Raw genomic sequence first — 25774 nt, forward strand, 5'->3', positions numbered from 1 at the left:
AAAGTGTCAAGTCACTTTTGAAGGAACTCGGGCCACGTTCGCTCAGGGACTTCTTTTGCCTGGCTTTGTAAAAAATGCCTAAATTACGAGGTTGTTATCGTCGAAAAGCGATGATTTTTTGAGAAAACAGCAAATGTTGTTGACATCACAAGCTCGAACTATGTACGTTACTTCCATAGTAAGCGTTTACTATTCAACGCCGGTTGACGGACGTGCCTTGTGCCCATGACCCGGGCTGCCGGCAGCGTAAAGAACATGTAAGGACTTGTATGAGCATCAGTAGTCAAACTCTTGCCCCGCCCAAGGAGGAGAGAACCCCCGCAGGCAACAAGCGTGTGCGAGCGAGCAAGCGTAAAGGCAAACCCGCTCCCGAATACCGCCAGGTCTCCTTCATGGCTCGGCTTCGCCGCGACAAGGTCATGCTGGCCCTGGTCCTCCCCGGTGTCGCCTACTTTGTGCTTTTTCACTATGTTCCCCTTGCCGGAAACATCATCGCCTTCCTCGACTACAAGCCCTACCTTGGATTCGTCGACAGCGTCTGGGTTGGGTTTGATAACTTCTCCGCCATGTTCTCCGATGCCGCGTTCTGGGGGGCCCTGCGCAACACCCTTGTCATCACCGGACTGCAGCTGGTGCTGTTCTTCCCCGTCCCGATCGCCTTGTCCTTGCTGCTGAACAGCATCATGTCCAAGCGCATCCGGAAATTTGTGCAAAGCGTTGTCTACCTGCCGCACTTCATTGGCTGGGTCATCATCGTTGCCGTCTTCTCCGAAATCCTTGGCGCCACGGGAATCGTCCCGCACCTGCTGGACAGTGCCGGCCTGCCGCGCTTTGACGCAATGACCACCCCCGAGTTCTTCCCGTTCCTTGTCACCATCCAGTCCATCTGGAAGGACGCAGGCTGGGGAACCATCATCTTCCTTGCGGCCTTGATGAACGTTGACCAGGAACTCTACGAAGCCGCCGCCGTGGACGGCGCCGGCCCGTGGCAGCGGATGAAGAACATCACCATCCCGGGCATCATGCCCATCATCATCTTGCTGCTGATCCTGAACCTGGGCAGCATTCTCTCCGTCGGATTCGAGCAGATCGTCTTGCAGCGTGACAACGTTGGCCCCGGTGCCGGCGAGGTCCTGGACACCTATGTCTACTTCCACGGAATACAGGACGGCCAATGGGGCACAGCAGCCGCCGTCGGCCTGGTCAAGGGAATCATCGGCTTGTTCCTGGTACTCGGGTCCAACAAGTTGGCACACATGTTTGGACAGGAAGGAATCTACTCCAGTGACAAGACTAAGTAGCACCGCAGTGGCACCACGCCTGAGCATCAGGGACCGGATCCGCAGGGGCAACGAACGCCCCGTCTGGATGGAAAAGCCAAAGCCCACCACTCAGGTCGTCAAAGCCGTCGCCTTGATTGTGATCTGCTTTCTGGCCATCTACCCGCTCTTCGCCGTGCTGGCCACCAGCCTTTCCAGCCAGGCGGAAATCGCCGCGAACAACGGCCTGGTGGTTTTCCCCAAAGCGCCAACCCTTGACGCTTACCGGACCATCTTCTCCGGCGGCGTTGTCACCGACGCATTGGTCCGAAGCCTGCTGATCACCGTCATCGGCACCACCCTGTCCATCGCCGTCACCGTAGCCATGGCCTATGGGCTAACCCGCCGCGACCTGGTGGGCGGGAAGTTCTTCTTGATGTTGGCGCTGTTCACCATGTTGTTCAGCCCCGGCATCATCCCCAGCTTCCTGATGGTCAAGGAAATGGGTCTGATGAACTCCTACGCCGCCTTGGTCCTGCCCACGCTCATGAGCGCCTTCAACCTGGTAGTGGTGCGGTCATTCTTCATGAACATGCCCCAAGAACTCTTTGAGGCCGCCAAGATCGACGGCGCGGGAGACTTCCGCATCCTGATCCAGATGGTGCTGCCACTGTCCAAGGGCGTCATCGCCGTCGTCGGACTCTTCTACGGAGTGGGCTACTGGAACGCCTTCTTCAACGCCATGCTCTACATGGACAGCGACAAGTGGCCCCTGTCCATGATCCTGCGCCAGTACGTGCTGCTGGGCCAGCCGATGGGCGACGCCGTTGCAGAGATCGCGGTTCCCTCCCAGGCCATCCAAATGGCGGTGGTGGTGGTCAGCCTCATCCCCGTGGTGATCGTCTTCCCGTTCCTGCAAAAGTTCTTCACCAAGGGTGTCCTGACAGGCGCCATCAAGGGCTGACGCGTTCCCCACTTCGATTCAAACACTTACAAACATCAACAACTGAAGGGTAATTTCAATGACTGCAGTAACCCGTCCTACCGGTGTGAGCCGCCGAAGCTTCTTGTCCGTTGCCAGTCTTGGGGCGCTGACACTATTCGGTGCAGGCGCACTAACTGGCTGTGGCACCAAGACCGAGTACGCGGCATCTAACGCTGACAGTGCTTTGCTTCCCAAGTACACCCCGTTCAAGGGCCTTCCTTCGGATCTTCCGGGCACTGCTGAGGGTATTCCTGCTGGTTTCTACAAGTACCCCAAGCCGTTCAAGAGTGTTGAGAAGGCGCCGCTGAACGGCACCATCATCACGGCCATCACCAACATCTTCGGCCCGCCGCCGAACGCCCGCGACAAGAACACTGCCTGGCAGGCAGTGGAAAAGCGTCTAGGTGGCAAGGTGGACATCTCCGCCGTTTCCTCCGACGACTACGCCACCAAGTTCAACACCATGGTGGCTGGCGGGGACCTGCCTGACATGATGCTCAACGATGGTGCCGCCATCCCGAACATCGTGGAGTTCCTTGAAGCCAAGTGTGCCGACCTCACCCCGCACCTGGGCGGTGACAAGATTTCCGACTACCCCAACCTCGCCGCCATCCCGGAAATCTTCTGGAAGGACACGGTCCAGGCCGGAAAGCTCTACTCCTTGCCGATCCCGCGCAACCTCACTGGTGGCTCCGGCTTCTACAACGCCACTTTCCTGGAAAAGGTTGGTGTCAAGAACACCGCAGAAATCAAGGACAAGGACGATTTCTACAACGTCTTGAAGGAACTGACCAACCCGTCCGCCAACCAGTGGGCACTGGGCAGCACCAAGTTCGGTTTGACCATGCTGCACCACATCTTCCGCACCCCGAACGTGTGGCGCGAATCCGGTGGCAAGATGACCCGCAGCTTTGAGACCGAGGAATACCTTGCCGTCATCGAGTACGCGGCCAAGCTGTACAAGGACGGACTGTACGTTCCCGGTTCCGAAGGCTGGACCAAGTCCCAGATGGTCAACGCCTTCATTGGCGGCAAGGTCGCCATGATCTACGACGGGCTCCCCGCCTTCACCGGCCCCACCGGCTACGCGCGCAGCCTGCCGGGTGCCAACAAGGACTACAAGGCAGCCCCGTTCATCCCGTTTGGCCACGACGGCGGCAAGGCGCAGACCTGGCTCGATAACATCAACGTCGCCACAGTCATGCTCAAGAAGAACGACGACGCCAAGCTCAAGGAAGTCCTCGGCCTCGCCAACTTCCTGGCATCACCGTTTGGCAGCGAAGAGTACTTGCTGCTCAACTACGGTGTTGAGGGTCAGGACTACACCATGAACGCTGATGGCAACCCGATCGCCAGCGAAAATGCACTGCTGAACACCACAGTGCCGTGGAAGTACCTGGCGGCCCCGCAGCAGGTTGTCTTCGACCCCACCAGCAAGACAACTGTGGATCTTCTCCATGATGCGTACAGCAAGCTGATCCCGCTGGGCGTTACCAACCCGTGTGAAACCCTTTTCAGCCCGAAGGACGCCACCGAAGGCAATAAGCTGGGCCAGCCGGTTTCCGATGCAGCCACGGCAGCCATTGCCGGCCGTGGAACAATCGACCAGCTCAAGACCGCGATCGCGGACTGGAAGAAGAACGGTGGCGACGTGATTCGCTCCGAGTACGAGGCAGCTTTCGCCGCCTAGCAGTCTCTGCAAGCCCACCGGCCTGCTCCATCAATAAAGGAAATTGTGACACCTTCTGCGTTTGCTTTGCCCGCCAGTGACCTCGAGCTTTCCCCCATCACGGGGTGGACGCGTGAGCACTGGGAATACGTTGCCGACCGCTGGCTGGCTCACATTCGTGACTTCAGCAGCGAGCACAAGGCGGCCCCCCGGCTGCCGGGCAGGGTTACCCGCGACGGCGAACGCCGCGAGAGCATGGAAACGATTGGTCGCAGCCTGTTGATGGCAGCCCCACGCATCGCCGGTGCGCAAGGCAAAGACCGTCTGGAGTTGGCACGCTGGTACCGGGAAGCTCTGCTTGCCGGTACCAGCGTAGACGGGCCGGAAAGCTGGCCCCGTGGGGTGATGTGCAAGTCTCCACTGCTGGGCATCACCAACTCCATTGTGGAAGGTGCCAATATTGCCTTCTCCCTTTACATCAGCCGCGACTGGCTGTGGGAAACATTTTCTGTGGCGGAGAAGAAGCAGGTGGCCGATTGGCTGCGCCACCACGCCCGCCTTGAAGTCTGGGGCAACAACTGGCAGCTGTTCCCGGCAATGGCCGAGGGCTTCCTGCGCTCGGTCGGCGAAGACACCACAGGCTGCACCGGTGCACGCAATGTGGCGCGTGTGGAGTCCTGGTACTTGGGTGATGGCTGGTACACCGACGGCCCCGAGCACGCCATTGACTATTACAACGCGTGGGCGATCCACCCGTATCTGTGGGCCTGGTATGAAATGACCGGCCAGCAAGACAGCTACGAAGGCAAACGTTACAAGGAGCGCCTGAGCGCCTTCATCGACTCCTACTCGCTCATGTTTGCCAACGACGGCGCAGCGCTGCATGTGGGTCGCTCCCTGGCCTACCGGACGGCGGTCCTTGCAGCCGTTTGGTGTGCGGAACTGGCAGGCGTCAACCCGCTGACCCCTGGGCAAACCCGCAGGCTCGCCTCGGGTGTGCTGGCAAATTTCACTGCCAAGGGTGTTGGTGTGGATGGCCCGCCAAGCCTTGGCTGGTACGACGAACACCTGGGCGGATGCCAGGACTACAGCGGTTTTGGGTCCCCCTACCTGGCCGGGATCGGGTTCCTGGGATTGGCGCTGCCGGCCGACCACCCGGTCTGGACGGCCGAAGAAGAGCTTCTGCCAACGGACGGCCCAGAGCTCACACGGTCGCTGCCCGATGTTGGCTGGATCCTAGACTCGGCCGGGAACATGGTGCGCCTGACGAACCACGGCAGTGACCACTGCGGCCTGCCGGTAGGTTGGGGCACCGACCCCGATGATCCGCACTATGCGAAGTTCTCATACTCCACTCATACAGGGCCCGGCACCAACCAGGCGTGGGAGGAGAACATTGACGGCCACCTGGCACTGGTCAATGCCGACGGCGTGGCCAGCAGGCGTTGCAGCCTGCGTGCCACTCGCACACTAGGCAATATTTCCGGGTCCATCCATATCCCGCAAAAGGCGGAGAAGACCCTTCCCGGGACCGCTGTCATCACCGTTTCTATGACTCATGGAATCCACGAACTCCGTGCCCAACTGGTCCACGGCGGATCCGGCTACACCATCCGCGAGGGTGGGCATGCCGTCGCCGGGGCCACCGCGCCCGAGACGGGCACCGCACCCCAGAACGGCGCCTGGGTACGCAACGAGTTCAACGTCAGCAACGCCGTCGTCGGTATCCACGGCTGGGAAAGCGCGCACACCGCAGCCTATGAGGGATGCAACTCGCTGGGAACCTTCTCAGCCGTACCGTACCTGCAGGCTCCCGGTGGCGAAACCCCATCCGTCTACGTAGCCCTGCACACCCTGACCCGTGACCCCGACGCGGCACCTCCGGTTGCCGCGGACGTGGTTGCGGTAAAAGTCAACGGCACCACAGTCAGCGCGCGGTGGGCGGATGGCACCGAAGGTGAATTCGACTTGGCCACCTTCATCCCCTGGGACGGAAAAGTAGGGAAATAGCGTGAGTATTGAACTAAGTTACGGGGCCAATCCAGGGGGCGCGCGTCAGGATGCCGCCATGGTGCGGTTCCGCGAGCACCGTTTTGGCCAGTTCATCCATTGGGGCTTGTATTCCATCCCGGCTGGCCGTTGGGACGGGGTAGACGTCGAGTTTGCTGCAGAGTTCCTGCCCCGCGTGGCCAAGGTCCCGCAGGATCAGTGGGAGGCGCTGGCCCAGGAGTTCACCCTCGAGGGCTTTGACGCCGAGCAGTGGGCCGACACGGCGGCGCGCATGGGTGCCAAGTACATGACCATCACCACCAAGCACCACGACGGTTTTTGCCTGTGGCCCACCGCGCTCACCCCGTTCAACATTGCCAACACGCCCACCGGCCGGGATGTGCTCGCGGAACTGATCACCGCCTATGAAGCCCGCGGCATCGACGTGAACTTCTACTATTCGGTGCTTGACTGGCACCACCCCGACTGGCGGTTTTCCCTGGAGAACGACGCCGATCGGCTGGCATTTGAGCGCTACCTCGCCTTTGCGATGGGGCAGCTGGAGGAACTGGCCATCCGGTACCCGTCGGTGAAGGCCTTCTGGTTCGATGGCACCTGGGATGAGTCAGTCAAGGCTAACGGCTCCTGGACCTGGGCCGTGGAACACCGCCTGAAGGAGCTCATTCCGGGGGTGCTGGTCAATAGCAGACTGCGCGCCGACGACCTCGGGGCCAGGCACTTTGACAGCAACGGCGCCCTCATGGGCGACTACGAAAGCGGTTACGAACGCCGCCTGCCAGATCCCTGGGACGTCTCCGTCGCGCAGCGTGACTGGGAGGCCTGCATGACCATCTCCCAGGCCAGTTGGGGCTATCACCAAAGTGAATGGGCGCTGCAGACCCTGAAGGATCCGCTGGACATCGTGGAGATGGTGGTGCACTGCACCTCCCTGAACGGCAATTTCCTGCTGAACTTTGGGCCCCGCGGGGACGGCTCGCTTCAAACGGTGGAAACAGACATTGCGGCGGCGCTCGGGTCCGGGCTGGAAGGGATTGCCGAGGCCATCCATGGCTGCGGTCATGCTCCCGGGTGGACGTATCCGGGGTGGGGCTACTACACGCGCAACACTTTGACTGGCGTCGTTTATGCCGTGGTGACGCGCATTCCAGCGTCGGGCCGGGTAAAGATCGCCCTGCCAGCGGGGTTGCAGTTGGCCGAGCACAGGGCATTGTCTGAAGCAGTATCCGGATACCGGGTCATAGAGCTGGCGGAGTCCCTGGTGGAATTTGTTCTCCCACCGGAGGCAAAAGGCCCGCTGGGCTTCGCGCTCACCACAGCAGAAATTACCGGGCCGGCCGCACTACGCGAACCTAACCCGGACGTGCTGACCTAGCAAGCAAGGAAGCCTAGGCGTTTTCGCCGGGTGGGCACATTTTTGGTACAGAGTTTTCATTTCGAGAGAGAAGCACAGTTGTGAGCGATATAGATCAGACCGCCCCGAAGGCAGACATGCGCGTTGGCCTTATTGGTTTTGGGTTGCGGGCGTCGTTGTGGAAGCACGTGCATAAGCCGGGTCAGGGCTCGGAAGTTGTCATGGTCTGCGATATTTCCGAGCGGGGGCGTGCCGATGCTGCGGAGAAAATTCCCAGCGCGGTGATCACCTCCGATCTCAACCAGCTGCTGGCCGCCGGCTTGGACGCCGTACTGGTACTGACCCCCGACAACCGTCACGCCGAAGTTGCCGTGCAGACGCTCAAGGCAGGGATCCCCACCTTCTGCGAGAAGCCCCTGGACGTCACTCTGGAGGCCGCCGACGCGATCCTGACCACCGCTTACGAAACCGGTACCCGGTTGTATGTGGGCCATAATATGCGCCACATGCCCGTCGTCGTGCAGATGCGTGAACTGATCCAGTCCGGCACCATCGGCGAGGTCAAAGCAGTCTGGTGCCGCCACTTTGTGGGCAATGGAGGCGACTACTACTTCAAGGATTGGCATGCCGAGCGGGCCAACACCACGTCCCTCTTGTTGCAAAAGGGTGCCCACGACATTGATGTGATCCACTGGCTCGCCGGCGGATATACCAAGAGGGTCTCCGCGATCGGGGATTTGGCCGTGTACGGGGATGTCACCAACCGTCGGGACAACAGTGACCGGCGCATGTGGGACTGGTTCTCACTGGACAACTGGCCGCCCACCGAGCAGACCGAGCTGAACCCTGTCATCGATGTTGAGGACATCTCCATGATGCAGATGGTCCTGGACAACGGTGCCCTGGCGTCCTACCAGCAGTGCCACTTCACCCCTGACTACTGGCGCAACTACACGGTCATCGGAACCAAGGGCCGCATTGAGAACTTCGGTGACGGCCCGGGGGACTACATCCACGTGTGGACCACACGCTCCCAGGATGGATTTGTGGAACCGGATCAGAAGATCGAGATCCGGGACGGCGACGGCGGCCACGGGGGTGCCGATCCGTTGCTGATTGCCGAGTTCCTGCGCTTTGCCCGCAACGGCGGCGCCACGGCGACCTCCCCGATTGCCGCGCGCGCCTCCATCGCCGCCGGGGTTTTAGCTACTACCTCACTACGCAGCAACGGCGGGGCCCTGGAGATCCCCGAACTCCCGGCCGCTTTGGTGGAATACTTCGACGCCGGACAGCCAGCCCGTATCTCAAAGTAGCGGCGCCCTAGCTTGTGGCAGGTGCTGCCACAAGCGCAAGATCACCCCCGTGGTTTTGGCCACCGGGGGGCTTTCTGCGCAGCATTTTTTAGTCCGTCCGCGGCCAAGCACTGCGCGATATGCTGTGGTATTTTTCTGGAGTGAATCTATTGTCAGCCGGTACATTCCTGGTCTGCAGCCCCTATTCATTTAGCGAGGTTTTTACGGGCCGGGGGTTCACTTATGACGAGGAGGCGGTGACGGGTGGATGAGTGAACGACGGCGTATTTTTCACGCAGCGGAGGCGATTTTTTTCCTGTGCCTGACCGGACCGATTGCGGTGTGTGTCTTACTCAATGCATTGGTGCGTCCGGGGCTTGCCCGAGCGCTCGGTGGCGAACGGCGTTCCGTCGGCGCTGGCGTACGCTCGAACAATATCTCGTGGACCTTTGGACCGGGCACGACCGCCGAACACCCTGTCTTGACCGCATTTCTCAGCCCCTCCGACGGAGCTATCGCCATGTGCGCCCTCGCGGCCTCCGCCGTGCTACTCACTGGGCGCTGGCTGATCGTACGCCGGAACGAGAAAAGGGTGCGCTAGGACGGCCGGCGTTGTGTCCTTTGCCTTTTGACCAATGCGCCTGGGCTGCGTCATAAATTCCGATTGCGGCACTCTCTACTGATGTGGCACAAGAAGTAGGACGATTGCTTCCGGTGCCTTTCGAAACCTCGAAAGAGGGCAATTTCAATGTGCCTTTTCCGTGCCTAGAGAATAGAGAGATTTAGCCGTTATGTCACTCCTCGCAACTCCATCACTTGACCAGCCGTTGTACGGTGCCACCCTGACTCAAGCGGTCACGCGATTCTTCCGCAACTACGCCACCTTCGCCGGGAGGGCGAGCCGAAGTGAATTCTGGTGGTGGGCGCTGGTCGCGGCGATCGTGAACATCGTATTCGGTGCGCTCATCGGTCTTTCGATCAACCTCGCCAACTCCGGCGAGGAAACGACAACCGCGGTTGCCTCGATTATGTTGGCTGCCGTGTATCTGGTCTACCCCGTCTTTAGCCTTGGGATTCTTGTACCGAGTTTGGCGCTCTTTTGGCGGCGGCTCCACGACGCCAACAAGCCGGGCGTGTATGTACTCTTTGCCTTGATTCCGTTTGGTGTTGGCGCCATCATACTGCTTGTTTTCATGCTCCAGCCGGCCGATCCCGCTGGACAACGGTTCGACAAGCAACCTGCATTTATCCCCGGGCGCGTTTCGTTCTGAGGTCTGCAGGGAACCACGATGATGGGGGTGGGATCGAAGTTCGACCAGAGCTGACTAGACTGGTTCGCGTTGACCAAACGGGTCGCCACAGTATGGGGGGCATGTCGTGGGCAGATATTGCAGGATAATCACGACGGCGGTGCTTGGACTTGCACTGGTGGGCGGGCTAGGCGGGTGCGCGCCGCAGCCGCAGCAGCCACTGGCAAGTCAAGCCCCGGAATCTGTCCTTGACGCCAGTTGTCCGGTACTTCCTCCAGACGCTGTCAAGGCCGTAAGGATTCCGCTGGGTACCCCGGCAGAATCAATCGCCAACGTCTTGAATTCCTTCACCGCATGGGTGAATGCTGGAACGGACGTACTGAGGGGCTGGGTCGACACGGCGGGTACCGTGGCGGACACATGTGTGGAGGGATTGGCTGAACAAGGCCGGATTGTCTACTCCCAATCAATCTTCACCACGCATACCGATGTTGCTTGGCAGGATTACTACGCTGGGCAGCAGGAGCTCACGGCCCAGTCTCTCCGCAATGCCCTGGGCAGCAGTATCGACGGTCAAGGGTTTCAAGGTAGCTTTGAACTGCTCAAGGAAGTCTCTTCCAGTGCCACAGCGAACGGCACGTTCCTGAAGTTTGATGCCATCTACCGCCCGGCGCCCGGCACTCCGGCAGATCCGGCGGACTGGGACGGGCTGGCCAAGCCAACCCGTTGGTACGTGGAGCTGGTGCCCTTTGACGGTTTCTTCATCATTAACTACATTGAGCAGAAGCCGGCGGCAGGTTACTGACCCGAGCTGGAAGATAGTGTCTGTACCGGTTGCTCCGGCCTAGTAGTCGTAGCGCAGGTATATGCCCAACTCTTTGCCTTCGAAGCCGGAACCAGTGCAAATTCGGATCAATGTCAGCAGGTTCCTGGCGCCACAGCGCTCCTGGGACAGATCCATCTCGTTGATGAGCTCTTTGGTCTCAGCAGTCGAACCGGTTTCGATGGCCATTTCGCGCCAGCATCCACCTGAGGCGCATTGCTTGGAGACGCTCTTCACTAAGGCTGGGCCGGGGACGGTCGGGAACGCTGATTCAGGTGGCGTTCTCCCCTCGTCGATGAAGGTCAATCCAGCACTGACCACCCATGCAAAAGTCAGCAAGGACACGGCTATGAGGATTAGGTGTCTACGGCGCTTTCCCATTGAATAAACCTATCGGGAATCCCTCGAACTCCTGGCCGTCACACCGCACTCGTCCGAATGAGCTTGGGGACAATTCGTTTGGCTTGAACGCGGAGACCCATTTTTCGCTTATCGGCCACGGGGTGTGGGTCCTGGGACCTCGGATAGGAAAGAGTCCTAGGATATTGCTATGACAGGGGAGAGCGGGCCAACGCTGGCGCAACTCGCCGCACAGGAACGCAAACTTAGACGATCCCGACCACAAAACCCGCGGCATAAGGTCACCTTTGGGCTCGCAGCGTTCTTCATTGGCGCTCTGGTCTGGGTTATTGTCTTCCCCATTCCGGCCGTGCTCTTTCTGTTCAGCGATCCCGGTATTGGAAGCGATTTTGACGGCGGACTGGCGGTCGTAGGGGTCCCAATCGCCCTTGCCCTTGAAGTCGGCATACCTTCAGCTATTGCCATTCTCGTAGCGGGCTTGCTCCTAGTCCGTGTCCGCCAACAGTGTATCCATGTTCTCGTAATCGCTACAGTCAGTGGACTCATCACATTCCTGATCCTTCTTATGCTGATGCCTCTCGACCCGGAACGTACCTTCGTCGTTGTCGGTATTTCTTCAACTGCTTTTGTTGCCGCTGCTTTGGGGCGTTTGGCGGCGACAGGATTGGTTCGTGTGGCGGACGAGTCACGCTCCATGTAGTTGGTCGAAGTGGGATGCTAGTTCTGTGGACTTGAGTACAAACACCCATGCGCCAGCAGTTGCCATTCGTCCGTACCGTCTCGGAGATGCTGCAGACACCATGGCGATCTTCCTTGGCGCAGTGACCCAAACCGCTGCCGCCGATTATTCGCCGGAGCAGATTCAGGCGTGGGCACGGCCAGAAACACGGGAACTATCCAGCTGGCACGCCGCGATGGAAGCGCGGAACAGTTACGTTGCGACCGTGAATGGGGCACTCGCAGGCTTCACCGACGTAGACCCGCAAGGGTATATAGACATGATGTTCGTGGCCCCGATCTACCTACGACTCGGGGTGGCAAGACAGCTGCTTGGCCATGTGGAGGCGCACGCGCGCGCAGAGCGCGTGACAGAGCTGACCGCCGATGTCAGCATCACGGCCCGACCCTTCTTCGAGCGCTACGGATTCGTCGTCGAAGCGGAACAACACCCGGTGATGGTCGGCGTGCAGCTAAGCAACTACGCAATGCGGAAGGCCCTGCTAGCCGCTGACAATCGAGATTCTTGAGCCGAGAACTAGCCTTGATTTTCGGGTTGGTGATTCGATCTGAACGGTGAGAGGTCCGCGAGCCGGCTGAGATATCTTGTTGGGAAACCAGAGCCGTTCCTGATCCACGACGATCAGGAGACCGTCGTGGCTCCCCATTGCGGCGAAGGTGTTGGAGTAATCGTAGAAGGTAGGGATGGCCAACTCTTCGGACAGCGTCGCTACGGTGTCCGGTACGACGTCTACGCCAATACCAACTTCGCTGATAGAAAGCATTTGCGGGGTTTCACCGTTGCTGGAAGCTGTGGACGCATCAGCGTCGCGGGCGATAAACTCCAAAATGATGCCCTCGGGGCCCAAAAAATACAACGAACGAGATTTCCAATCATCGCCACCGAAGAAGACGTCCGAGCTGCCTGCCTGGAGCAGGGAAACACGTCGGGCTAGCCATTCGTGGGCCAATTCAAATTCAGAGGGAAGGATTCCGAAGGCGAGGTGATGGACGCCCTCAAAACTATCTCCGGCGGTCAGCGTCAGTCGGCTTGAGCCAATGACGACCTCTGCTCCAGTGGGAGTCACGTCAACCGGTAACAGCAGAATATCGCGGTAGAACTGCGCTGCTTTCGCAACGTCACAGACGGTGATGGATACGTTGAGGATTTTCATACTTCGCATGCCTTCTCTTAGAAGCGGGTCCTACGGGATGCTCACTGTTCGACTTGAGCATCCGCCCTTGTGTTCGCGGGCGTAGGCACCATAGAACTAGCTAAAGCTAGCTTGAGGTCAAGCGTGGGGGTATGAAAATATCAGCTCATGACCACCGGCACATCCAAGAGCCTGCTGCCCATTGGTGAAATTGCGAGCAGGGCAGGTTTGTCGGTACCCGCTGTGAGGTACTACGAATCGCGAAACCTCATCACCTCTGAACGAACGTCCGGCAACAAGCGTGTCTTTCGCCGCTACACCTTGCGGCGATTGGCCGTAATTGCCGCAGGACAACGAGTAGGCCTCACCCTGGCTGAAATTGCGGAGGCACTGGCCGAACTCCCCGCAGACAAGGCCCCAACGCAGGACGATTGGCATCAGCTCAGCACGCACTGGGCACTGCTGGTGGCACGAAGAATCCGTCAGCTGGAAAAGCTTCAAGGATCACTCGACGATTGCATCGGCTGCGGTTGCCTCTCCCTCAAGAAGTGTCATCTCTTCAATCCTCAAGACGAGGCGGCCGCTGAGGGTCCAGGTTCGCGCTGGATCCGAAAGAGCTTGGACGACGACGGAGATGAGACTGAGGGCCGAACGCCGTCGTTAGGCTGGAAGGCATGAATCGGATCCATAGCGCTGTTCTGCATGATGATGTTCGCCCTGTGTGGTCGGCGGAGGTGATTTCGTGGTTGCTGGGGTCACCACTGCCCGACCACCTGCTGGCAGTCCTGGATCTGGGCGCTGGAACAGGCCTAGGAACCCGGACCATTGCAGCTCTCGGACACTCCGTCACAGCAGTCGATACGGCCGAAGATATGCTGTCAGTGCTCCGAATGGCCAATGAGGGGCTGCCACCCGGAGCCGCTGCTCGTATCGAGACTGCGAGGGGCTCGGCGGAATGCATCCCTTTGGGAAATCAGAGTGTCGAGGCCATTACCTGTCTCCAAGCCTGGCACTGGGTAGACGCCGTACGGGCTACGGCTGAATGCGATCGTGTACTCACACCTAACGGCATGATGGGTCTGGCCTGGCACACCTGGGACCGCACCAGCGAGTGGGTGAAGGCGCTCGCCGCAATCGTCGAGCCAGACGGAATCCCCGCCGATCAAACTCGAAGCGTACCCGGAGAGTTCGCCGGACGGGGCACCTTTGAACGCAAGGACTTCCCCTTCAATTACGAATTGCAGGTTGACCAGCTCGTTCAACTGGCCAGCTCATGGGCTTTCGTTGCACAGAGACCCGACCAACTCGACGTCTTGGCGAAAATCCGTCGCCTGGGCGAACAAACGGAGTCACCCGTCACGGGCCTTGTTGGGTTCCCCCACATCACGGCTGCTTTTCGCCTGCAACGGCCAAGCTAAGGAGTCGTGGGGTAGGTGGAGTACTGTCCCGGGACGGCACAAGATCCCAGCTCCAGAGCGCGGGCGCCCCGGACCGCCACTCTGCCAACGGGGTATCTCCGCGAAGCGAATCGCCCGTCGCATTCAACAACATACTCCCAAAGTTGGGGCAGGATGAAGCGGTGACTACCAAAGACGAGCAGCTCTTTCTAGCTCATATTGAAAAGAACCCGATCAACCGGCAAATCCTTAAGTTGGCACCGGCACTTGGCGTCTCGGATTGGTGGCTAACGGCGGGTGCGCTGTTCCAAACCGTGTGGAACGTGATGGAGGGCAAAGACCCCCGCGCCGGCATCCGTGACTACGACCTATTCTACTTCGACGCAGATACGTCCTATGAAGCGGAGAACGCCGTCATTCTCCGGGCACGTGAGTTGTTCAAAGACCTGGGCGTCGACGTCGAAGTTCGAAACGAAGCCCGAGTTCACCTTTGGTACGAGGATCACTTTGGTGTCCCGGCCACCCCCTTCACCAGCACCACTGATGCGATCGATCATTTCGCTGCAAAGACTTGCTGCTTCGCCGTCACCTCGGACGAAACGGGCCGCCTGGCAATCTATGCCCCACACGGCTACGACGGCTTGTTCGCGCGGAACGTGGTGCCGAATCCAGTGCTTGCTCCGCGCGATGTGTACGAGGCAAAGACAAAGAGATGGAGCGCGGAATGGCCATCTCTGAAGGTGCTGCCATGGCCCACGGAAGCCATTGTGGGTAAACCCGCTATGACTTCCGCGTTGGCTGGGGAACAGCAACGATGACCGATTCCCTTTCCCTTCCCACCCGTTTCGAATGAGCAAGTCCGAACCGCCCTTGGATTCAGAAAACACGGCATCGGACGTGCGCTCATGACCGAAGTGGCACGAGCCGCCACCGAGGAATTCGCTCTTGAACAGCTACACCTGGATCTGCGTTCAGGCATGGGCCTTGAAGACTTCTACCAGTCATGTGGCTGGAAGGAAATCGGCCGCTGGCCTGCCGCACTCAGATTGCCGGAGGGTGACCGGGACGAGGTACTCATGGCCCTGATACTTAACCGAGCCTCCGAAGCAACCACTACGGCCTAGTAGGGGGTCCTTTCGTCTCACTGGCCACGGTCGATTCTGCGTCGGGAGCCGGCAGTCATCCGTCGCGTCTTTGTAAATGCGGGAGTGCGAGAAGGATATTGGCGAGATGGAAGCTTTGCTTGAAGAAGCCTGGCTGGAGGATGTCTTCAACGCGTTCGAGGCGAACGTCGATCTCTTCGTTCGCATCGAGTGATTGTTCCCCGATACGTTCGCATCCGAGGGCCACAAAGTAATGGACCAGGTTGTTCTGGTTTCCCCAATTCGCATAGGCACTTCCGAGGGTCAACAGCTCCGAGGGGCGATACCCCGTTTCCTCAAGAAGTTCTCGCTCAGCCGCAGTCGAGGGATCCTCGCCGGATTCGATTCCGCCACCCGGAAGGCCCGGAGCGACCACACCGCCACCGTGGTGATATTCCTCAGTTACTAGCACTTTCCCCTCAGGTGTCAGGGGGAGGATTGATACCCAATCGTTTGAGCAAATGACGTAGTAGGGGTCGATCACCCGACCATTAGCGCCGGTGCAGAGGTCAGCTCGCACCCGGATCCAGGGATCCTCGAGCACAAAACGGCTCGTTTCAATCGTCCATTTGATGACCATAGAGGTCCCCCATGATTTGTCGATGTGCTGGCTGAAGAGCGCCAATGACCCACACGAACTAATCTACGCTTCGGACCAACTTCGATGATTCACGAGTACTTTCGTATGCGAATTTGATGAACCCTAGGTAGACGCGGACCGAGGAGTGTAGGGTGTTGACCAATGCCCCATTCTTGCTTTTCTCGAGGAGTTGGCGACGATGAAAGAACTTCGGAACACGCCCCGGTGGGCGCTCATTCTCTCCCTTTGCGTGGCCGTCGCGGCGGCTACTTTTGTAGTCATGGGGCTGTTCCACGCGTTCACTGGTGCCGGGGCGACGCAAGTCCTCTTTGACGCTGTGATTGCCTGCGCGTTTGCGCTCGGCGCGTGGTCCGTAGCGGTCAAGGGAAACCCTGCGCTTTCGAGGCGTCGGGACACCCCGCCCAACCGTCGGAGTCCCCTCGACTGGTGACTGGACGCACCAGTGACCTCGTCTGCGGGAAGGCCCTGGCATGGAAGAGAAGTTCGATCAGCGATACCCGGCCATTTTTCAGCCGGGAGGAAACGAGCTACCCCGAGTCACCACGACCGCATCTAAGTCTGAACCGAGAACGTCGTCCGTTGGGCCAGCCCACCCGGTGGATGTAGAAACTTCATCTTCGCCCACGACGACGGCCCAACCATTGGCCCCGTCGGTCGAGACCCCTGGACTTTGGCGGGGTTGGATTGCCCCGTTGGCGGCCGCTGCTGCCATGCTGAGCGCGGGCGTTTTCGTGATCACGGCGCAGTATTGGTTGGCTGCCTCCATGGTCGTTGGCCCGGCAGATAGCCTGGGAGTCGAACCTGAACCGTGGGGCCAAAGTGTGAACCGCGCGGCGCCAGCCCTGCTGACCGTTGGATTCGGGCTGCTGGCGGTTGTGCTCTTTTTGGCATCCCGGAACCGGCCAGCAACCGAAACTGCGGCCAGAAACGCGTTCGTCGTTCTCGCCCTGTGCCTAGGCGTGGCTGGTTGGATCGCCTTGTATGCGTTCTATTTGTTTCCCGAGCAGGCACAGTTTTCTGGCGCAGCCTACGATGGTACGCCGCGGCGCACCCCTTGGCCCTTTGTAGTGATGCCGTGCGGTCCGGCCCTTTTGACCGTGGCACTGGTAATGCTGGCCGTCCTCATAGTGGTGCCGCGGCGGTGGCCAATAAATCCTGCGGGCGCGGAAGATTCCGGCACGGTGCAGGCCAGCGGCAAGCCGTCCATCGGACGGGGAATCTGCTTTGGACTAGTCGCCGCCGTGGCGGGCGTCATGGCCTTGGTGGCGCCGACCCTCTTTCAACAGCCACAGAACATGCGGTCCGGAGAGGGGGACTCCGTTGTGACGGTGTTCCCGTCATGGCCGGAGCTGATGCAGTACCTGTCCCCTCCGCTCCTAGTCGTTTCCCTGGGGACCCTGGCCTGGGCCGCCATCCACCTCGCCGTCCGCAACTCCGCTGCCAGCCAAGCCTCGGCCGCCGTCGAGCTCTAGGGTTGCAGACCACACGAACATGACCCTATTCACGCAAGGGTTCGGCGGCTGTACAGTCAGTGCTACGAACGCCTTGACGCGAGCCGGTTGTTGTTCGGTCACGTCAGGGCCTATCGAAGGGTTGATTACATGAAATATGTGGTTGGTTACCGGCCGGATGAGCGTGGCGCCGACGCCATCGCCCTGGCCGCCGTCATTGCAAAAACGCAGGGCGCCGAGCTGCACCTGGTCAATGTTGTCCACGGCGGCGCATCCAAGGACAGCGGGTCCGCGGTGGACGATCTCTCACACCGGGCCCTGAGCCTGGTGCCCGCTGAAGTCAAGGCAACATTCACCACCCGAAACCACGAGTCGTTCGTCCACGGGCTCATCGAGGCTGCAAAAGAGGACAACGCCGCGCTGATCGTGGTGGGCGCTGCCAGCAACGGACTCTTCAAACGCTTTACAGTAGGGTCCGTGGCCAACGGCCTGCTGCACGCCTCACCCGTCCCAGTGGCACTCGCCCCGCGCGGCTACAACCGCAAGGATCCGCTCTCCCGGCTGACCGTAATGACGGGCATGCGTGAGGGCTGGCAGGCAGTGCTCGACGTCGGAACAAGCGCCGCCGCGCGCCGGAGCGTGCCGCTGCGCCTGGTTTCAGTGGTGGAAATTGACCAACTTGAGCAAAGCGATTTTGACCTGGACAACGCGCTGAGCCCCGCCCGCCAACATGTGAAGACGGTCCTGGCCCAGGCGGCCGCAAAACTACCCAAAGACAAAGTCACGGTCACCTTGGCCCATGGAAAAAACATTGAGGAAGCCATCGACGGAATCGGCTGGAAGTCCGGGGAAATCGTGATTGTCGGCTCCAGCAGGCTCGCCGAGAACAGCAAGATCTTCCTCGGCTCAACGGCCAACAAGATCCTGCGATCACTGCCGGTGCCCATGGTGGTAGTTCCACGCGACTTCCAGGAACAGGGGATCTAGCGCCAGCGGTGAGGTCCACCGGCTTCACGGGGGAGGGGCTGGTGCCCGCGCGCGCCGCACACGACTTCGTCGGAGCGGACGCTGCGACGCCCACCACGCCGCCAGCCCCTTCCCCGCTTCGCCGAGGACCTGGGGCACGGGTGCTAGCTACTGTTCCAGGAACGCGTCGCTGAAGAGCAGTTGCAGGCCCTCGGACATGGTGGGGTGAGCAATGACGGCGTCTCGCAGTTGCTGGTATGTGAGGCCGCCCAGCATGGCCATCTGCACCACGGCGATCACCTCGCTGGATTCGTGGCCCAGCAGGGAAACACCCAGGATAAGGTCGGTGCCGCGTTCCACCACTGCCTTCCAATGGCCGGCGAGCTCGCCAACCGTCCGTGCCCGGGGGATGGCGGCGACAGGCATGGAGGCTATCCGGATCTCGCGCCCGGCGGCCCTGGCTTCGCTTTCGCTCATTCCCACGCGTCCCAGTTCCGGGGTGGTAAACACGCAGTAGGGGATCAGCCGTCCGCGGGTGCTCCACGAACCTCCGGCCAGGTTGCTTTTGAGAATCCGGAAGTCGTTCCACGAAGCGTGGGTGAACTGCGGGCTCCCCGCTACGTCGCCGGCAGCCCAGACACCGTCTGCCGTGGTCTGCAGGAACTCATCGACCTTAACCAAGGCGCGATCATTGAGCTCCACTCCAGCAGCGTCCAAGCCCAACCCGTCGGTGACGGGGACGCGGCCCACCGCAACCAGAATATCTCCAGCGGATACCTCGGAGCCATCGGACAGTTGCACGCTCACGGAGCCTGACGCACGGGAGACAGAAGTCGCCTCTACGCCCAAACGGATGGTGACGCCGTCGTTCTTCATGGCGGTGGCCACCGCGGCCGCCACATCGGCGTCTTCGCGCGGCAGCAGGGAAGGCCCACGCTGCAAAAGCGTCACGGCTACGCCCATGATGGAGAGCATGGAGGCGAACTCGCAGCCAATGTATCCGCCGCCCACGATGACGATGCTGGCGGGAAGGGATTCCAACTCCAAAATGGTGGTGCTCGTCAAAGGCGTGACCGCCCGCATCCCTGGAATGTCGGGGACAAATGGCACCATGCCGGTGTTGATGACCACTTTGGTTCCTCGCAACGTTCGCAGGGTGCCGTCGTCGCCGGTGACCTGGACGGTTCGAGGGGCGATGAAGCGGGCCTGGCCGATCACCAAATCCATGCCCGAATCCAGGAACGATTTCCGCTGCCCGGCAACCATGGTTGACACCACGCTTTCCTTGCGTTCCCGCAGCAACGTCAGGTCGATGGCTGGTGTTTCGGCGCCGGTGATGCCAAATTCTGTGGCACGGCGGGTTAGTGCCAGCAGGCGGGCACTGTTGACCAGGGTTTTGGTGGGGATGCAGGCGACGTTGATGCAGGTGCCGCCGATCATGCCACGCTCCACCATGGCCACCCGCTGTCCCGCGCCGGCCCAGTCCATGGCCAGCGATTTGCCTGCCTTCCCGCCACCGATCACCAGAAGGTCAAAATCCTCGATATCCATGTGCGTGCCTTTCGTGGAAAACAGCGGGCGGGGGAGTTAGGCGGCGGCCCTGCGCAGCCGGGCTGTGTGCCGGTAGTTGCGCATCATGTCCGCCGTGAGAATGATCAGGGCGACCCAAACGATCGAGAACCCAATCCACCGGTCCAGTCCCATATGCTCGCCCATGAGCGTGATGGCAATGAGGAACTGGACCACCGGTGTCATGAACTGAAGCAGGCCAATGCTGGTCATGGACAGTCTGCTGGCCGAGGCGCCAAAGAAAAGTAGAGGGACGGCCGTGACGATGCCGGAGGCGGCGAGCAGCCAGAAATGGCCAGCCCCGAGTCCTGTCAGCGTTGCCTGCCCCATCCCTGCCAAAACCAGCATGGCCACGATGGCGAAGGGTGCCAGCACCGTTGTTTCCACGCTCAGGCTGGTGATGGCTTCCACCTTGCCACCAACCCTGTTCTTCACGAAGCCATACGTGCCAAAGCTAAAGGCCAGCACAAGCGCGATCCAGGGCAGTTTGCCGTAACTGGCGGTAAGGACGACGACGGCCACGAACCCCACGCCGATTGCCACCCACTGCAGGGGGCGAAGTTTTTCCTTCAGGACGATGACACCAATAAGCACTGAGACGAGCGGATTGATGAAGTAGCCCAGCGATGCCTCAATGGCGTTGCCAGTGGTCACGGCATAGACGTAGGTGAGCCAGTTGATGACAATGAGGAACGCGGCCACGGTGAGCGTGCCTAAGATGCGCGGGTTCCTCACAGCGGCGCCGAATTTGCCCCACCCACGGGTCACGGTGATGATCAAGGCGCAAAAAAGAACGGACCAGACCACGCGGTTGGCAACAATTTCGATGCTGTTGGCCGGGACAAGCAAGATGAAGTACAGCGGAAGCAGACCCCAGAGCCCGTAGGCGCCAACCCCGTAGAGCACGCCGGTCGCAGCCTCAGAACGTGCGGGCTTTGACGCCTTGCCGTGAGACTTCTGAACACTTTCTAAGGGGGATTCGCTAACTGCCACAGTCTCATAACAGCAGGATTGTTGCCGAAATTCCATAACCACTTGGCGGGGACTGGATTGAGTTCGCGCCGCTGGCTGCGCAACAGGGCAGTGGGAGCGGTTGGCGACTTTCCGCAAAAGCTACTTACCGGCGTCGCGCTTGGGGAATTACACTAAGGAAAGCGGCGACGGATCTGCAGGTGCACCTCCCGAGCCGCCGATTTGGTCCCGCGATTCACAGTTCGGAAGGACTCCTTCTTGTCTCACTCCAGCACCGCTCGCCCGTTCCGTGTCGCCATCATCGGGTCCGGTCCGGCGGGGGTCTATGCCGCGGATATCTTGACCAAGTCCCAAGAGGTTGCAGGCGGTGAGGTGGCCGTCAGTATTGACATTTTCGAGGCCCAACCGGCACCGTACGGCCTGATCCGCTACGGAGTGGCCCCCGACCACCCCCGCATCAAGGGCATCATGAACGCCCTCCACAAAGTTTTGGATCGCGGCGACATCCGTTTCTTTGGCAATGTGAACTACGGCCGCGATCTGTCCCTGGCGGACCTGCGCACCCACTACGACGCCGTCATTTTCGCCACAGGAGCCCTCAAGGACGCGGAGCTGAACATTCCCGGCGTCGAACTCGATGGCTCCTACGGTGGGGCAGACTTTGTCTCCTGGTACGACGGCCACCCGGACGTGTCGCGCGAGTGGCCGTTGCGGGCCAAGGAGATTGCTGTCATTGGCAACGGAAACGTGGCACTGGACATTGCCCGGATGCTGTCAAAACATGCCGAAGACCTGCTTGTCACCGAGATCCCCCAGAACGTGTACGCGGGGCTGAAGGAGTCACCGGCCACCGACGTGCACATCTTCGGCCGCCGCGGGCCCGCCCAGGTGAAGTTCACGCCCCTTGAGCTGCGCGAACTCAGCCACTCCCGCGACGTGGACATAGTGCTCTACGAGGAAGACTTCGACTTTGACGAGGCCTCCGATGCTGCCATCAAATCCAACAACCAAATTAAGACCATGGTTAACACCTTGACCAATTGGCTGGCGGAAGACCACGACGACGCCCGCACACCGGCCACCCACCGGCTTCACCTGCACTTTTTACATACCCCGGTGGAAATTCGGGGTGTGGATGGCAAAGTTGCTGCCATCAAATTTGAACGCAATGAACTTGACGGCACAGGCAATGTGCGCGGCACCGGCGAGTTCCTCGAGTATCCGGTCCAGGCCGTCTACCGCGCGGTCGGCTACTTTGGCTCAGAGCTGCCCGAGGTCGATTTCGATGACAAGCGCGGCGTGATTCCCAACGTTGCCGGCCGTGTCGTGGACGCCGACGGGAATCCAATCCCGGGACTGTACGCAACGGGTTGGATCAAGCGCGGACCGATTGGGCTGATCGGGCACACCAAAGGTGACGCGTTGGAAACCATTGGCTGCCTCTTGGAAGATCGGGCGGGCCTACCCACCGCGGAACGCCCGGATGAGCGCGAAATTGTGGATGTACTCGAGGCCCGCGGGGTCGAGTACACCACGTGGGAAGGCTGGAACAAGCTCGACGCCCATGAGAAAGCGCTGGGTGCCAGCTATGTACCCGAGACCGGTGTCGAGGTGATCCGTGAACGCGTCAAGGTGGTTGACCGTGACCAGATGGTCAAAATATCCAACATGTGAGGCGCGGGGGCTTCCTTATATGACGACTCTTTAGCCGTTTATTAAAGAATTGATTCCCACATTGTGAGATGAAATCGGAACAATGCGACTATTCTGATAGTGCTTCGCTACTGTGGTTCAGTTGTTCGCACCTGAAGATTAAGCGGTTTCCATGAACTTGTTCCGAACCAAATCCATTGAACGATCCTTGGCAGATGCAGATGAGCCAGGGCACTCACTCAAACGCACCTTGAGTACGTGGGACTTGATGATCATGGGGATCGCCGTGGCCGTCGGTGCCGGCATTTTTTCTGTGGGCGCCAAGGCGGCCGCTGACTACGCAGGGCCGGCCGTCACCATTTCCTTCATCCTGGCAGCGGTCACCTGCGCCCTGGCGATCATGTGTTACGCAGAATTTGCTACCGCAATCCCTGTCACTGGAAGCGCCTACGTCTTCACGTACGCCACGGTGGGGGAGTTGCTGGCCTGGATCATTGGCTGGAACCTGATTCTGGAATTGCTCATGGCAGCCTCGGTGATCGCCAAATATTGGGGCGTGTACTTGAGTAACTTCTTGAGCGCAGTCAATATCCATGTGCCGTCGAACTTCGCCGTCGGCGGAGTCCACGTCTATTGGGGCCCGCTCATTGTTGTTGCCGCATTCACCGTGGTCCTGGTCATCGGAACCAAGCTTTCGGCGCGGATTAACAATGTGTTTACGATGATCAAAATCGGCATCGTCCTTTTTGTGATCGTGGTGGGCTTCTTCTACGTCAAAGCCGAAAACTACTCACCCTTCATTCCGGCGTCCCGGCCGTCAGAAGTGACCGACGTTGCCTGGCAACACCAGCCCTTCATTTCCCTGCTGACCGGCGGTGAACCGGCCATGTACGGCTTTGCCGGCATCATCTCCGGTGCCGCCCTGGTGTTCTTTGCCTTCATTGGCTTCGACGTCGTTGCCACCAGTGCAGAAGAGGTCAAGAACCCCTCAAAGACACTGCCCCGCGGCATCTTCGCCGGACTGGCAGTGGTCACCGTGCTGTACATCTTGGTTACCTTGGCCGTCACCGGCATGGTCTCCTACAAGGATTTAGCCGCCCAGCCTGATCCTTCACTGTCGACGGCGTTTGCCCTGGTCGGTGCCGACTGGGCCGTGGTGATCATTTCCATCGGCTCACTCATTGGCCTGACCACCGTGATCATGGTGTTGCTCATGGGCCTTGCCCGGGTCACCATGGCGATGAGCCGTGACGGACTGCTGCCCCGCGGTCTGAGCCGGACCTCAGACAAACACGCCACGCCTGCCCGGACCCAGATCATGTGTGGCGCCCTGGTGGCCATCTTGGCAGGGTTCACCCCCGTGGAACTGCTCAGCGAAATGATCAACATCGGCACGCTCAGTGCCTTTGTCATGGTCAGCATCGGCATTATGGTCTTGCGGCACAAACGTCCCGACCTCAAGCCTGCCTTCCGGGTCCCGTTTGGCCCGGTCATCCCCTCCCTTTCGGCTCTCCTGTGCATCTACCTCATGTTCAACCTGGCCACCCTGACTTGGGTGTTCTTTGCCATCTGGCTGGCGGTAGGGCTGGTGTTTTACTTCTCTTACGGGCATTGGAATTCGCGGCTGCGTCGTGAAGAAGCCGCGGGCATTGCCACGAGCATCCCCCGAAACCTAAGCTAGGCGAGCGGTTTGGCGGAATTGAATCATTTTTATTTCCGCGAAATATTCTCCAATTGAGGCGCCCCCTGCTGTAATCTGGCCTGAAATCATCACTTTGGGTGGGGGCATTGATGGATACCGTACGCTTCATTATTGAGTTACTGGTGGTTCTGGCGGCCATCATCATGGGCACACGATCCAGCGGGGTCGGCTTGGGCCTGTGGGGTGGCGCCGGTGTTGCCGTCCTGGTGTTCGTCATGGGACTTCCGGTGGGTTCCCCGCCCGTTGATGCTTTGTTGATTGTCATGGCCGTCATTGTTGCCAGCGCCACCATGCAGGTGGCCGGCGGCATCGACTGGATGGTCTCCATTGCCGCCAAGCTCATTGCAGCCAATCCCAAACGCATTACCTTCGTAGCACCCCTTGTCTCCTTCCTCTTTGCCGTGGGTGCCGGAACCAGTAACATCTTGTACCCGTTGCTGCCGGTTATTTCCGATCTGTCCTACCGCAACGGCGTACGCCCCTCGCGCCCGTTGTCCCTTTCCGTGGTGGCAACGGGTGTGGCGCTGGCGTGCAGCCCGGTGTCCGCGGCCATGGCAGCCATGGTGACCCTGACCGCCGTCGGACCCTACAACTTTGAACTCATCGACATCATCAAAGTCACCTTCCCTGCAGCCCTGATCGGCATCATTGCAGCCGCATTTGTGGTTAACAAGCTGGGCAAGGAGATCGAGAACGATCCCGAAATTCAGGCCAAAATCGCCGCGGGCGTCATTGCCGCTCCCGACACCACCGGAACGGCCGCCGAAGTCCAGGTGACGGTGACCAAGGAAGGCCGCAACGCTGCACTCATCTTCTTCGTGGGCGTGGCCGCAATCGTGATTTTCGGCTTGTGGAAGGGTATTCGGCCCCTTGATGCGTCAGGGAACCCGATGGCCATGACGCCGATGATTGAGGTCATCATGCTGCTCGTAGGAACGCTGATCCTGCTGGTCTGCAAGCCAAAGATCTCCGAAGTTCCCAGTACCACCGTGTTCAAGGCAGGCATGGTTTCCGCCATTGCACTGTTTGGCCTAGCCTGGTTGACCGACACCTTCTTGAGCGCCCACACCGAGCAAATTGCAACCGGCGTTGGAGCTTTGGTCCAACAGGCGCCCTGGATCTTCGCCTTGGGCGTTTTCCTTGTCTGCGTTCTGACCACCAGCCAGTCCACGGCCACCCGTACGGTGGTACCCATTGGCTTGGCTGCCGGGATGGCGCCGGCGCTGCTAACAGGAATGTGGGCCGGCGCCTTCGCCGGAATCTACCTACTGCCCACCAACGGTTCGCAGATCGCAGCCGCGAACTTTGACGCCAGCGGCTCAACCAAATTGGGCACCAAGCTCTACGATCATTCCTTCTTTGTTCCGACCCTAGTCTTGGCCGTGTGCACCCTTATCCCAGGAGCCATCCTGGGTGCCATTCTCAGCTAAACCCGGGATGCGGCCGAGCCG

25 protein-coding genes are annotated in these 25774 nt (G+C 59.9%); 20 read left to right on the forward strand and 5 right to left on the reverse strand.

Annotated features, from left to right (window positions below; translation table 11 throughout):
• Window positions 1-269: 269 nt before the first annotated feature.
• From CXQ94_RS01510 to CXQ94_RS01550, 8 genes are all read left to right on the forward strand, one after another.
• On the forward strand, window positions 270-1301 hold the full coding sequence (locus tag CXQ94_RS01510; protein WP_104086453.1) for a sugar ABC transporter permease: 1032 nt from the start codon (window positions 270-272) through the stop codon (window positions 1299-1301).
• Window positions 1285-2223 carry a carbohydrate ABC transporter permease gene (locus CXQ94_RS01515; protein WP_258066540.1) on the forward strand — a complete coding sequence of 313 codons (939 nt, stop codon included), beginning with the start codon at window positions 1285-1287 and terminating at the stop codon, window positions 2221-2223. Before CXQ94_RS01510 ends, CXQ94_RS01515 begins: the two co-directional genes overlap by 17 nt.
• Before the next feature lie 58 nt (window positions 2224-2281).
• The gene (locus tag CXQ94_RS01520; RefSeq protein ID WP_104086454.1) at window positions 2282-3934 is read left to right on the forward strand and encodes an extracellular solute-binding protein; all 1653 of its coding nucleotides are present in this window, start codon (window positions 2282-2284) and stop codon (window positions 3932-3934) included.
• A gap of 45 nt (window positions 3935-3979) precedes the next feature.
• Entirely contained in the window at window positions 3980-5923 is a 1944-nt protein-coding gene (locus CXQ94_RS01525; protein ID WP_258066541.1) for a DUF2264 domain-containing protein, read from the forward strand.
• A gap of 1 nt (window position 5924) precedes the next feature.
• The gene (locus tag CXQ94_RS01530; protein WP_258066542.1) at window positions 5925-7295 is read left to right on the forward strand and encodes an alpha-L-fucosidase; all 1371 of its coding nucleotides are present in this window, start codon (window positions 5925-5927) and stop codon (window positions 7293-7295) included.
• A gap of 116 nt (window positions 7296-7411) precedes the next feature.
• Window positions 7412-8587, forward strand: coding sequence for a Gfo/Idh/MocA family protein (locus tag CXQ94_RS01535; protein ID WP_104086456.1), 1176 nt, complete (start codon window positions 7412-7414; stop codon window positions 8585-8587).
• A gap of 770 nt (window positions 8588-9357) precedes the next feature.
• Window positions 9358-9837 (forward strand): DUF805 domain-containing protein, encoded by a 480-nt coding sequence (locus CXQ94_RS01545; protein WP_104086458.1) that lies wholly within the window; start codon window positions 9358-9360, stop codon window positions 9835-9837.
• 139 nt (window positions 9838-9976) lie between these two features.
• Window positions 9977-10621 carry a hypothetical protein gene (locus CXQ94_RS01550; protein WP_104086459.1) on the forward strand — a complete coding sequence of 215 codons (645 nt, stop codon included), beginning with the start codon at window positions 9977-9979 and terminating at the stop codon, window positions 10619-10621.
• A 39-nt stretch (window positions 10622-10660) separates the two neighbouring features.
• Here the strand turns inward: CXQ94_RS01550 and CXQ94_RS22130 are convergent, their stop codons facing one another.
• Window positions 10661-10984: a hypothetical protein gene (locus CXQ94_RS22130; RefSeq protein WP_181034029.1), complete on the reverse strand. Its 324-nt coding sequence runs from the start codon at window positions 10982-10984 to the stop codon at window positions 10661-10663.
• A gap of 205 nt (window positions 10985-11189) precedes the next feature.
• Here CXQ94_RS22130 and CXQ94_RS01555 point away from each other — a divergent pair, with 205 nt between their 5' ends.
• Both CXQ94_RS01555 and CXQ94_RS01560 read left to right on the forward strand, forming a co-directional pair.
• Entirely contained in the window at window positions 11190-11699 is a 510-nt protein-coding gene (locus CXQ94_RS01555) for a hypothetical protein (protein WP_104086460.1), read from the forward strand.
• 25 nt (window positions 11700-11724) lie between these two features.
• Window positions 11725-12246, forward strand: a complete 522-nt coding sequence (locus tag CXQ94_RS01560) for a GNAT family N-acetyltransferase (protein WP_258066543.1) — start codon at window positions 11725-11727, stop codon at window positions 12244-12246.
• Here the strand turns inward: CXQ94_RS01560 and CXQ94_RS01565 are convergent.
• Window positions 12220-12900: a VOC family protein gene (locus CXQ94_RS01565; protein WP_146070207.1), complete on the reverse strand. Its 681-nt coding sequence runs from the start codon at window positions 12898-12900 to the stop codon at window positions 12220-12222. The genes CXQ94_RS01560 and CXQ94_RS01565 overlap by 27 nt on opposite strands.
• 138 nt (window positions 12901-13038) lie before the next feature.
• On the opposite strand from CXQ94_RS01565, the gene soxR reads away from it, so the two are divergent.
• The 4 genes from soxR (at window position 13039) to CXQ94_RS01585 (ending at window position 15391) form a co-directional block, all read left to right on the forward strand.
• A complete protein-coding gene (soxR, locus tag CXQ94_RS01570; protein ID WP_104086463.1) occupies window positions 13039-13548 on the forward strand; it encodes a redox-sensitive transcriptional activator SoxR in 510 nt (169 codons plus the stop codon).
• Entirely contained in the window at window positions 13545-14288 is a 744-nt protein-coding gene (locus CXQ94_RS23010; RefSeq protein ID WP_104086464.1) for a class I SAM-dependent methyltransferase, read from the forward strand. Before soxR ends, CXQ94_RS23010 begins: the two co-directional genes overlap by 4 nt.
• A gap of 161 nt (window positions 14289-14449) precedes the next feature.
• A complete protein-coding gene (locus tag CXQ94_RS01580; protein ID WP_258066546.1) occupies window positions 14450-15085 on the forward strand; it encodes a nucleotidyltransferase family protein in 636 nt (211 codons plus the stop codon).
• A 3-nt stretch (window positions 15086-15088) separates the two neighbouring features.
• The gene (locus tag CXQ94_RS01585; RefSeq protein WP_258066610.1) at window positions 15089-15391 is read left to right on the forward strand and encodes a GNAT family N-acetyltransferase; all 303 of its coding nucleotides are present in this window, start codon (window positions 15089-15091) and stop codon (window positions 15389-15391) included.
• A 55-nt stretch (window positions 15392-15446) separates the two neighbouring features.
• Here the strand turns inward: CXQ94_RS01585 and CXQ94_RS01590 are convergent, their stop codons facing one another.
• Window positions 15447-15989: an NUDIX hydrolase gene (locus tag CXQ94_RS01590; protein WP_104086467.1), complete on the reverse strand. Its 543-nt coding sequence runs from the start codon at window positions 15987-15989 to the stop codon at window positions 15447-15449.
• A 199-nt stretch (window positions 15990-16188) separates the two neighbouring features.
• On the opposite strand from CXQ94_RS01590, the gene CXQ94_RS01595 reads away from it, so the two are divergent.
• From CXQ94_RS01595 to CXQ94_RS01605, 3 genes are all read left to right on the forward strand, one after another.
• Window positions 16189-16440, forward strand: a complete 252-nt coding sequence (locus tag CXQ94_RS01595) for a hypothetical protein (protein WP_104086468.1) — start codon at window positions 16189-16191, stop codon at window positions 16438-16440.
• A gap of 40 nt (window positions 16441-16480) precedes the next feature.
• Window positions 16481-17482, forward strand: coding sequence for a hypothetical protein (locus CXQ94_RS01600; RefSeq protein ID WP_146070208.1), 1002 nt, complete (start codon window positions 16481-16483; stop codon window positions 17480-17482).
• Window positions 17483-17611: 129 nt separating this feature from the next.
• Window positions 17612-18448 (forward strand): universal stress protein, encoded by an 837-nt coding sequence (locus CXQ94_RS01605; RefSeq protein ID WP_104086470.1) that lies wholly within the window; start codon window positions 17612-17614, stop codon window positions 18446-18448.
• Window positions 18449-18595: 147 nt separating this feature from the next.
• On the opposite strand, the gene CXQ94_RS01610 is transcribed toward CXQ94_RS01605, so the two are convergent.
• Together CXQ94_RS01610 and rarD are read right to left on the reverse strand one after the other, a co-directional pair.
• On the reverse strand, window positions 18596-19978 hold the full coding sequence (locus tag CXQ94_RS01610; RefSeq protein ID WP_104086471.1) for an NAD(P)/FAD-dependent oxidoreductase: 1383 nt from the start codon (window positions 19976-19978) through the stop codon (window positions 18596-18598).
• Window positions 19979-20014: 36 nt separating this feature from the next.
• Window positions 20015-20989 carry an EamA family transporter RarD gene (gene rarD, locus CXQ94_RS01615; RefSeq protein ID WP_258066548.1) on the reverse strand — a complete coding sequence of 325 codons (975 nt, stop codon included), beginning with the start codon at window positions 20987-20989 and terminating at the stop codon, window positions 20015-20017.
• Window positions 20990-21226: 237 nt separating this feature from the next.
• Here rarD and CXQ94_RS01620 point away from each other — a divergent pair, with 237 nt between their 5' ends.
• The 3 genes from CXQ94_RS01620 (at window position 21227) to CXQ94_RS01630 (ending at window position 25753) form a co-directional block, all read left to right on the forward strand.
• A complete protein-coding gene (locus CXQ94_RS01620) occupies window positions 21227-22642 on the forward strand; it encodes an FAD-dependent oxidoreductase (protein WP_104086473.1) in 1416 nt (471 codons plus the stop codon).
• A 151-nt stretch (window positions 22643-22793) separates the two neighbouring features.
• The gene (locus CXQ94_RS01625; protein WP_104086474.1) at window positions 22794-24302 is read left to right on the forward strand and encodes an amino acid permease; all 1509 of its coding nucleotides are present in this window, start codon (window positions 22794-22796) and stop codon (window positions 24300-24302) included.
• Window positions 24303-24412: 110 nt separating this feature from the next.
• Window positions 24413-25753, forward strand: coding sequence for an anaerobic C4-dicarboxylate transporter (locus tag CXQ94_RS01630; RefSeq protein WP_104086475.1), 1341 nt, complete (start codon window positions 24413-24415; stop codon window positions 25751-25753).
• Window positions 25754-25774 lie beyond the last annotated feature (21 nt).

The organism is Arthrobacter sp. GMC3 (assembly GCF_002929305.1).
Taxonomy (GTDB): Bacteria; Actinomycetota; Actinomycetes; order Actinomycetales; family Micrococcaceae; genus Specibacter.

What these genes read in the sequence shown, in the direction of transcription:
- CXQ94_RS01510 (WP_104086453.1), top strand. Translation starts at nt 270, where the DNA reads ATGAGCATCAGTAGTCAAACTCTTGCCCCGCCCAAGGAGGAGAGAACC.
- CXQ94_RS01520 (WP_104086454.1), top strand. Translation starts at nt 2,282, where the DNA reads ATGACTGCAGTAACCCGTCCTACCGGTGTGAGCCGCCGAAGCTTCTTG.
- CXQ94_RS01535 (WP_104086456.1), top strand. Translation starts at nt 7,412, where the DNA reads ATGCGCGTTGGCCTTATTGGTTTTGGGTTGCGGGCGTCGTTGTGGAAG.
- CXQ94_RS01545 (WP_104086458.1), top strand. Translation starts at nt 9,358, where the DNA reads ATGTCACTCCTCGCAACTCCATCACTTGACCAGCCGTTGTACGGTGCC.
- CXQ94_RS01555 (WP_104086460.1), top strand. Translation starts at nt 11,190, where the DNA reads ATGACAGGGGAGAGCGGGCCAACGCTGGCGCAACTCGCCGCACAGGAA.
- CXQ94_RS01565 (WP_146070207.1), bottom strand. Translation starts at nt 12,900, where the DNA reads ATGCGAAGTATGAAAATCCTCAACGTATCCATCACCGTCTGTGACGTT.
- soxR (WP_104086463.1), top strand. Translation starts at nt 13,039, where the DNA reads ATGACCACCGGCACATCCAAGAGCCTGCTGCCCATTGGTGAAATTGCG.
- CXQ94_RS23010 (WP_104086464.1), top strand. Translation starts at nt 13,545, where the DNA reads ATGAATCGGATCCATAGCGCTGTTCTGCATGATGATGTTCGCCCTGTG.
- CXQ94_RS01590 (WP_104086467.1), bottom strand. Translation starts at nt 15,989, where the DNA reads ATGGTCATCAAATGGACGATTGAAACGAGCCGTTTTGTGCTCGAGGAT.
- CXQ94_RS01595 (WP_104086468.1), top strand. Translation starts at nt 16,189, where the DNA reads ATGAAAGAACTTCGGAACACGCCCCGGTGGGCGCTCATTCTCTCCCTT.
- CXQ94_RS01600 (WP_146070208.1), top strand. Translation starts at nt 16,481, where the DNA reads ATGGAAGAGAAGTTCGATCAGCGATACCCGGCCATTTTTCAGCCGGGA.
- CXQ94_RS01605 (WP_104086470.1), top strand. Translation starts at nt 17,612, where the DNA reads ATGAAATATGTGGTTGGTTACCGGCCGGATGAGCGTGGCGCCGACGCC.
- CXQ94_RS01610 (WP_104086471.1), bottom strand. Translation starts at nt 19,978, where the DNA reads ATGGATATCGAGGATTTTGACCTTCTGGTGATCGGTGGCGGGAAGGCA.
- CXQ94_RS01625 (WP_104086474.1), top strand. Translation starts at nt 22,794, where the DNA reads ATGAACTTGTTCCGAACCAAATCCATTGAACGATCCTTGGCAGATGCA.
- CXQ94_RS01630 (WP_104086475.1), top strand. Translation starts at nt 24,413, where the DNA reads ATGGATACCGTACGCTTCATTATTGAGTTACTGGTGGTTCTGGCGGCC.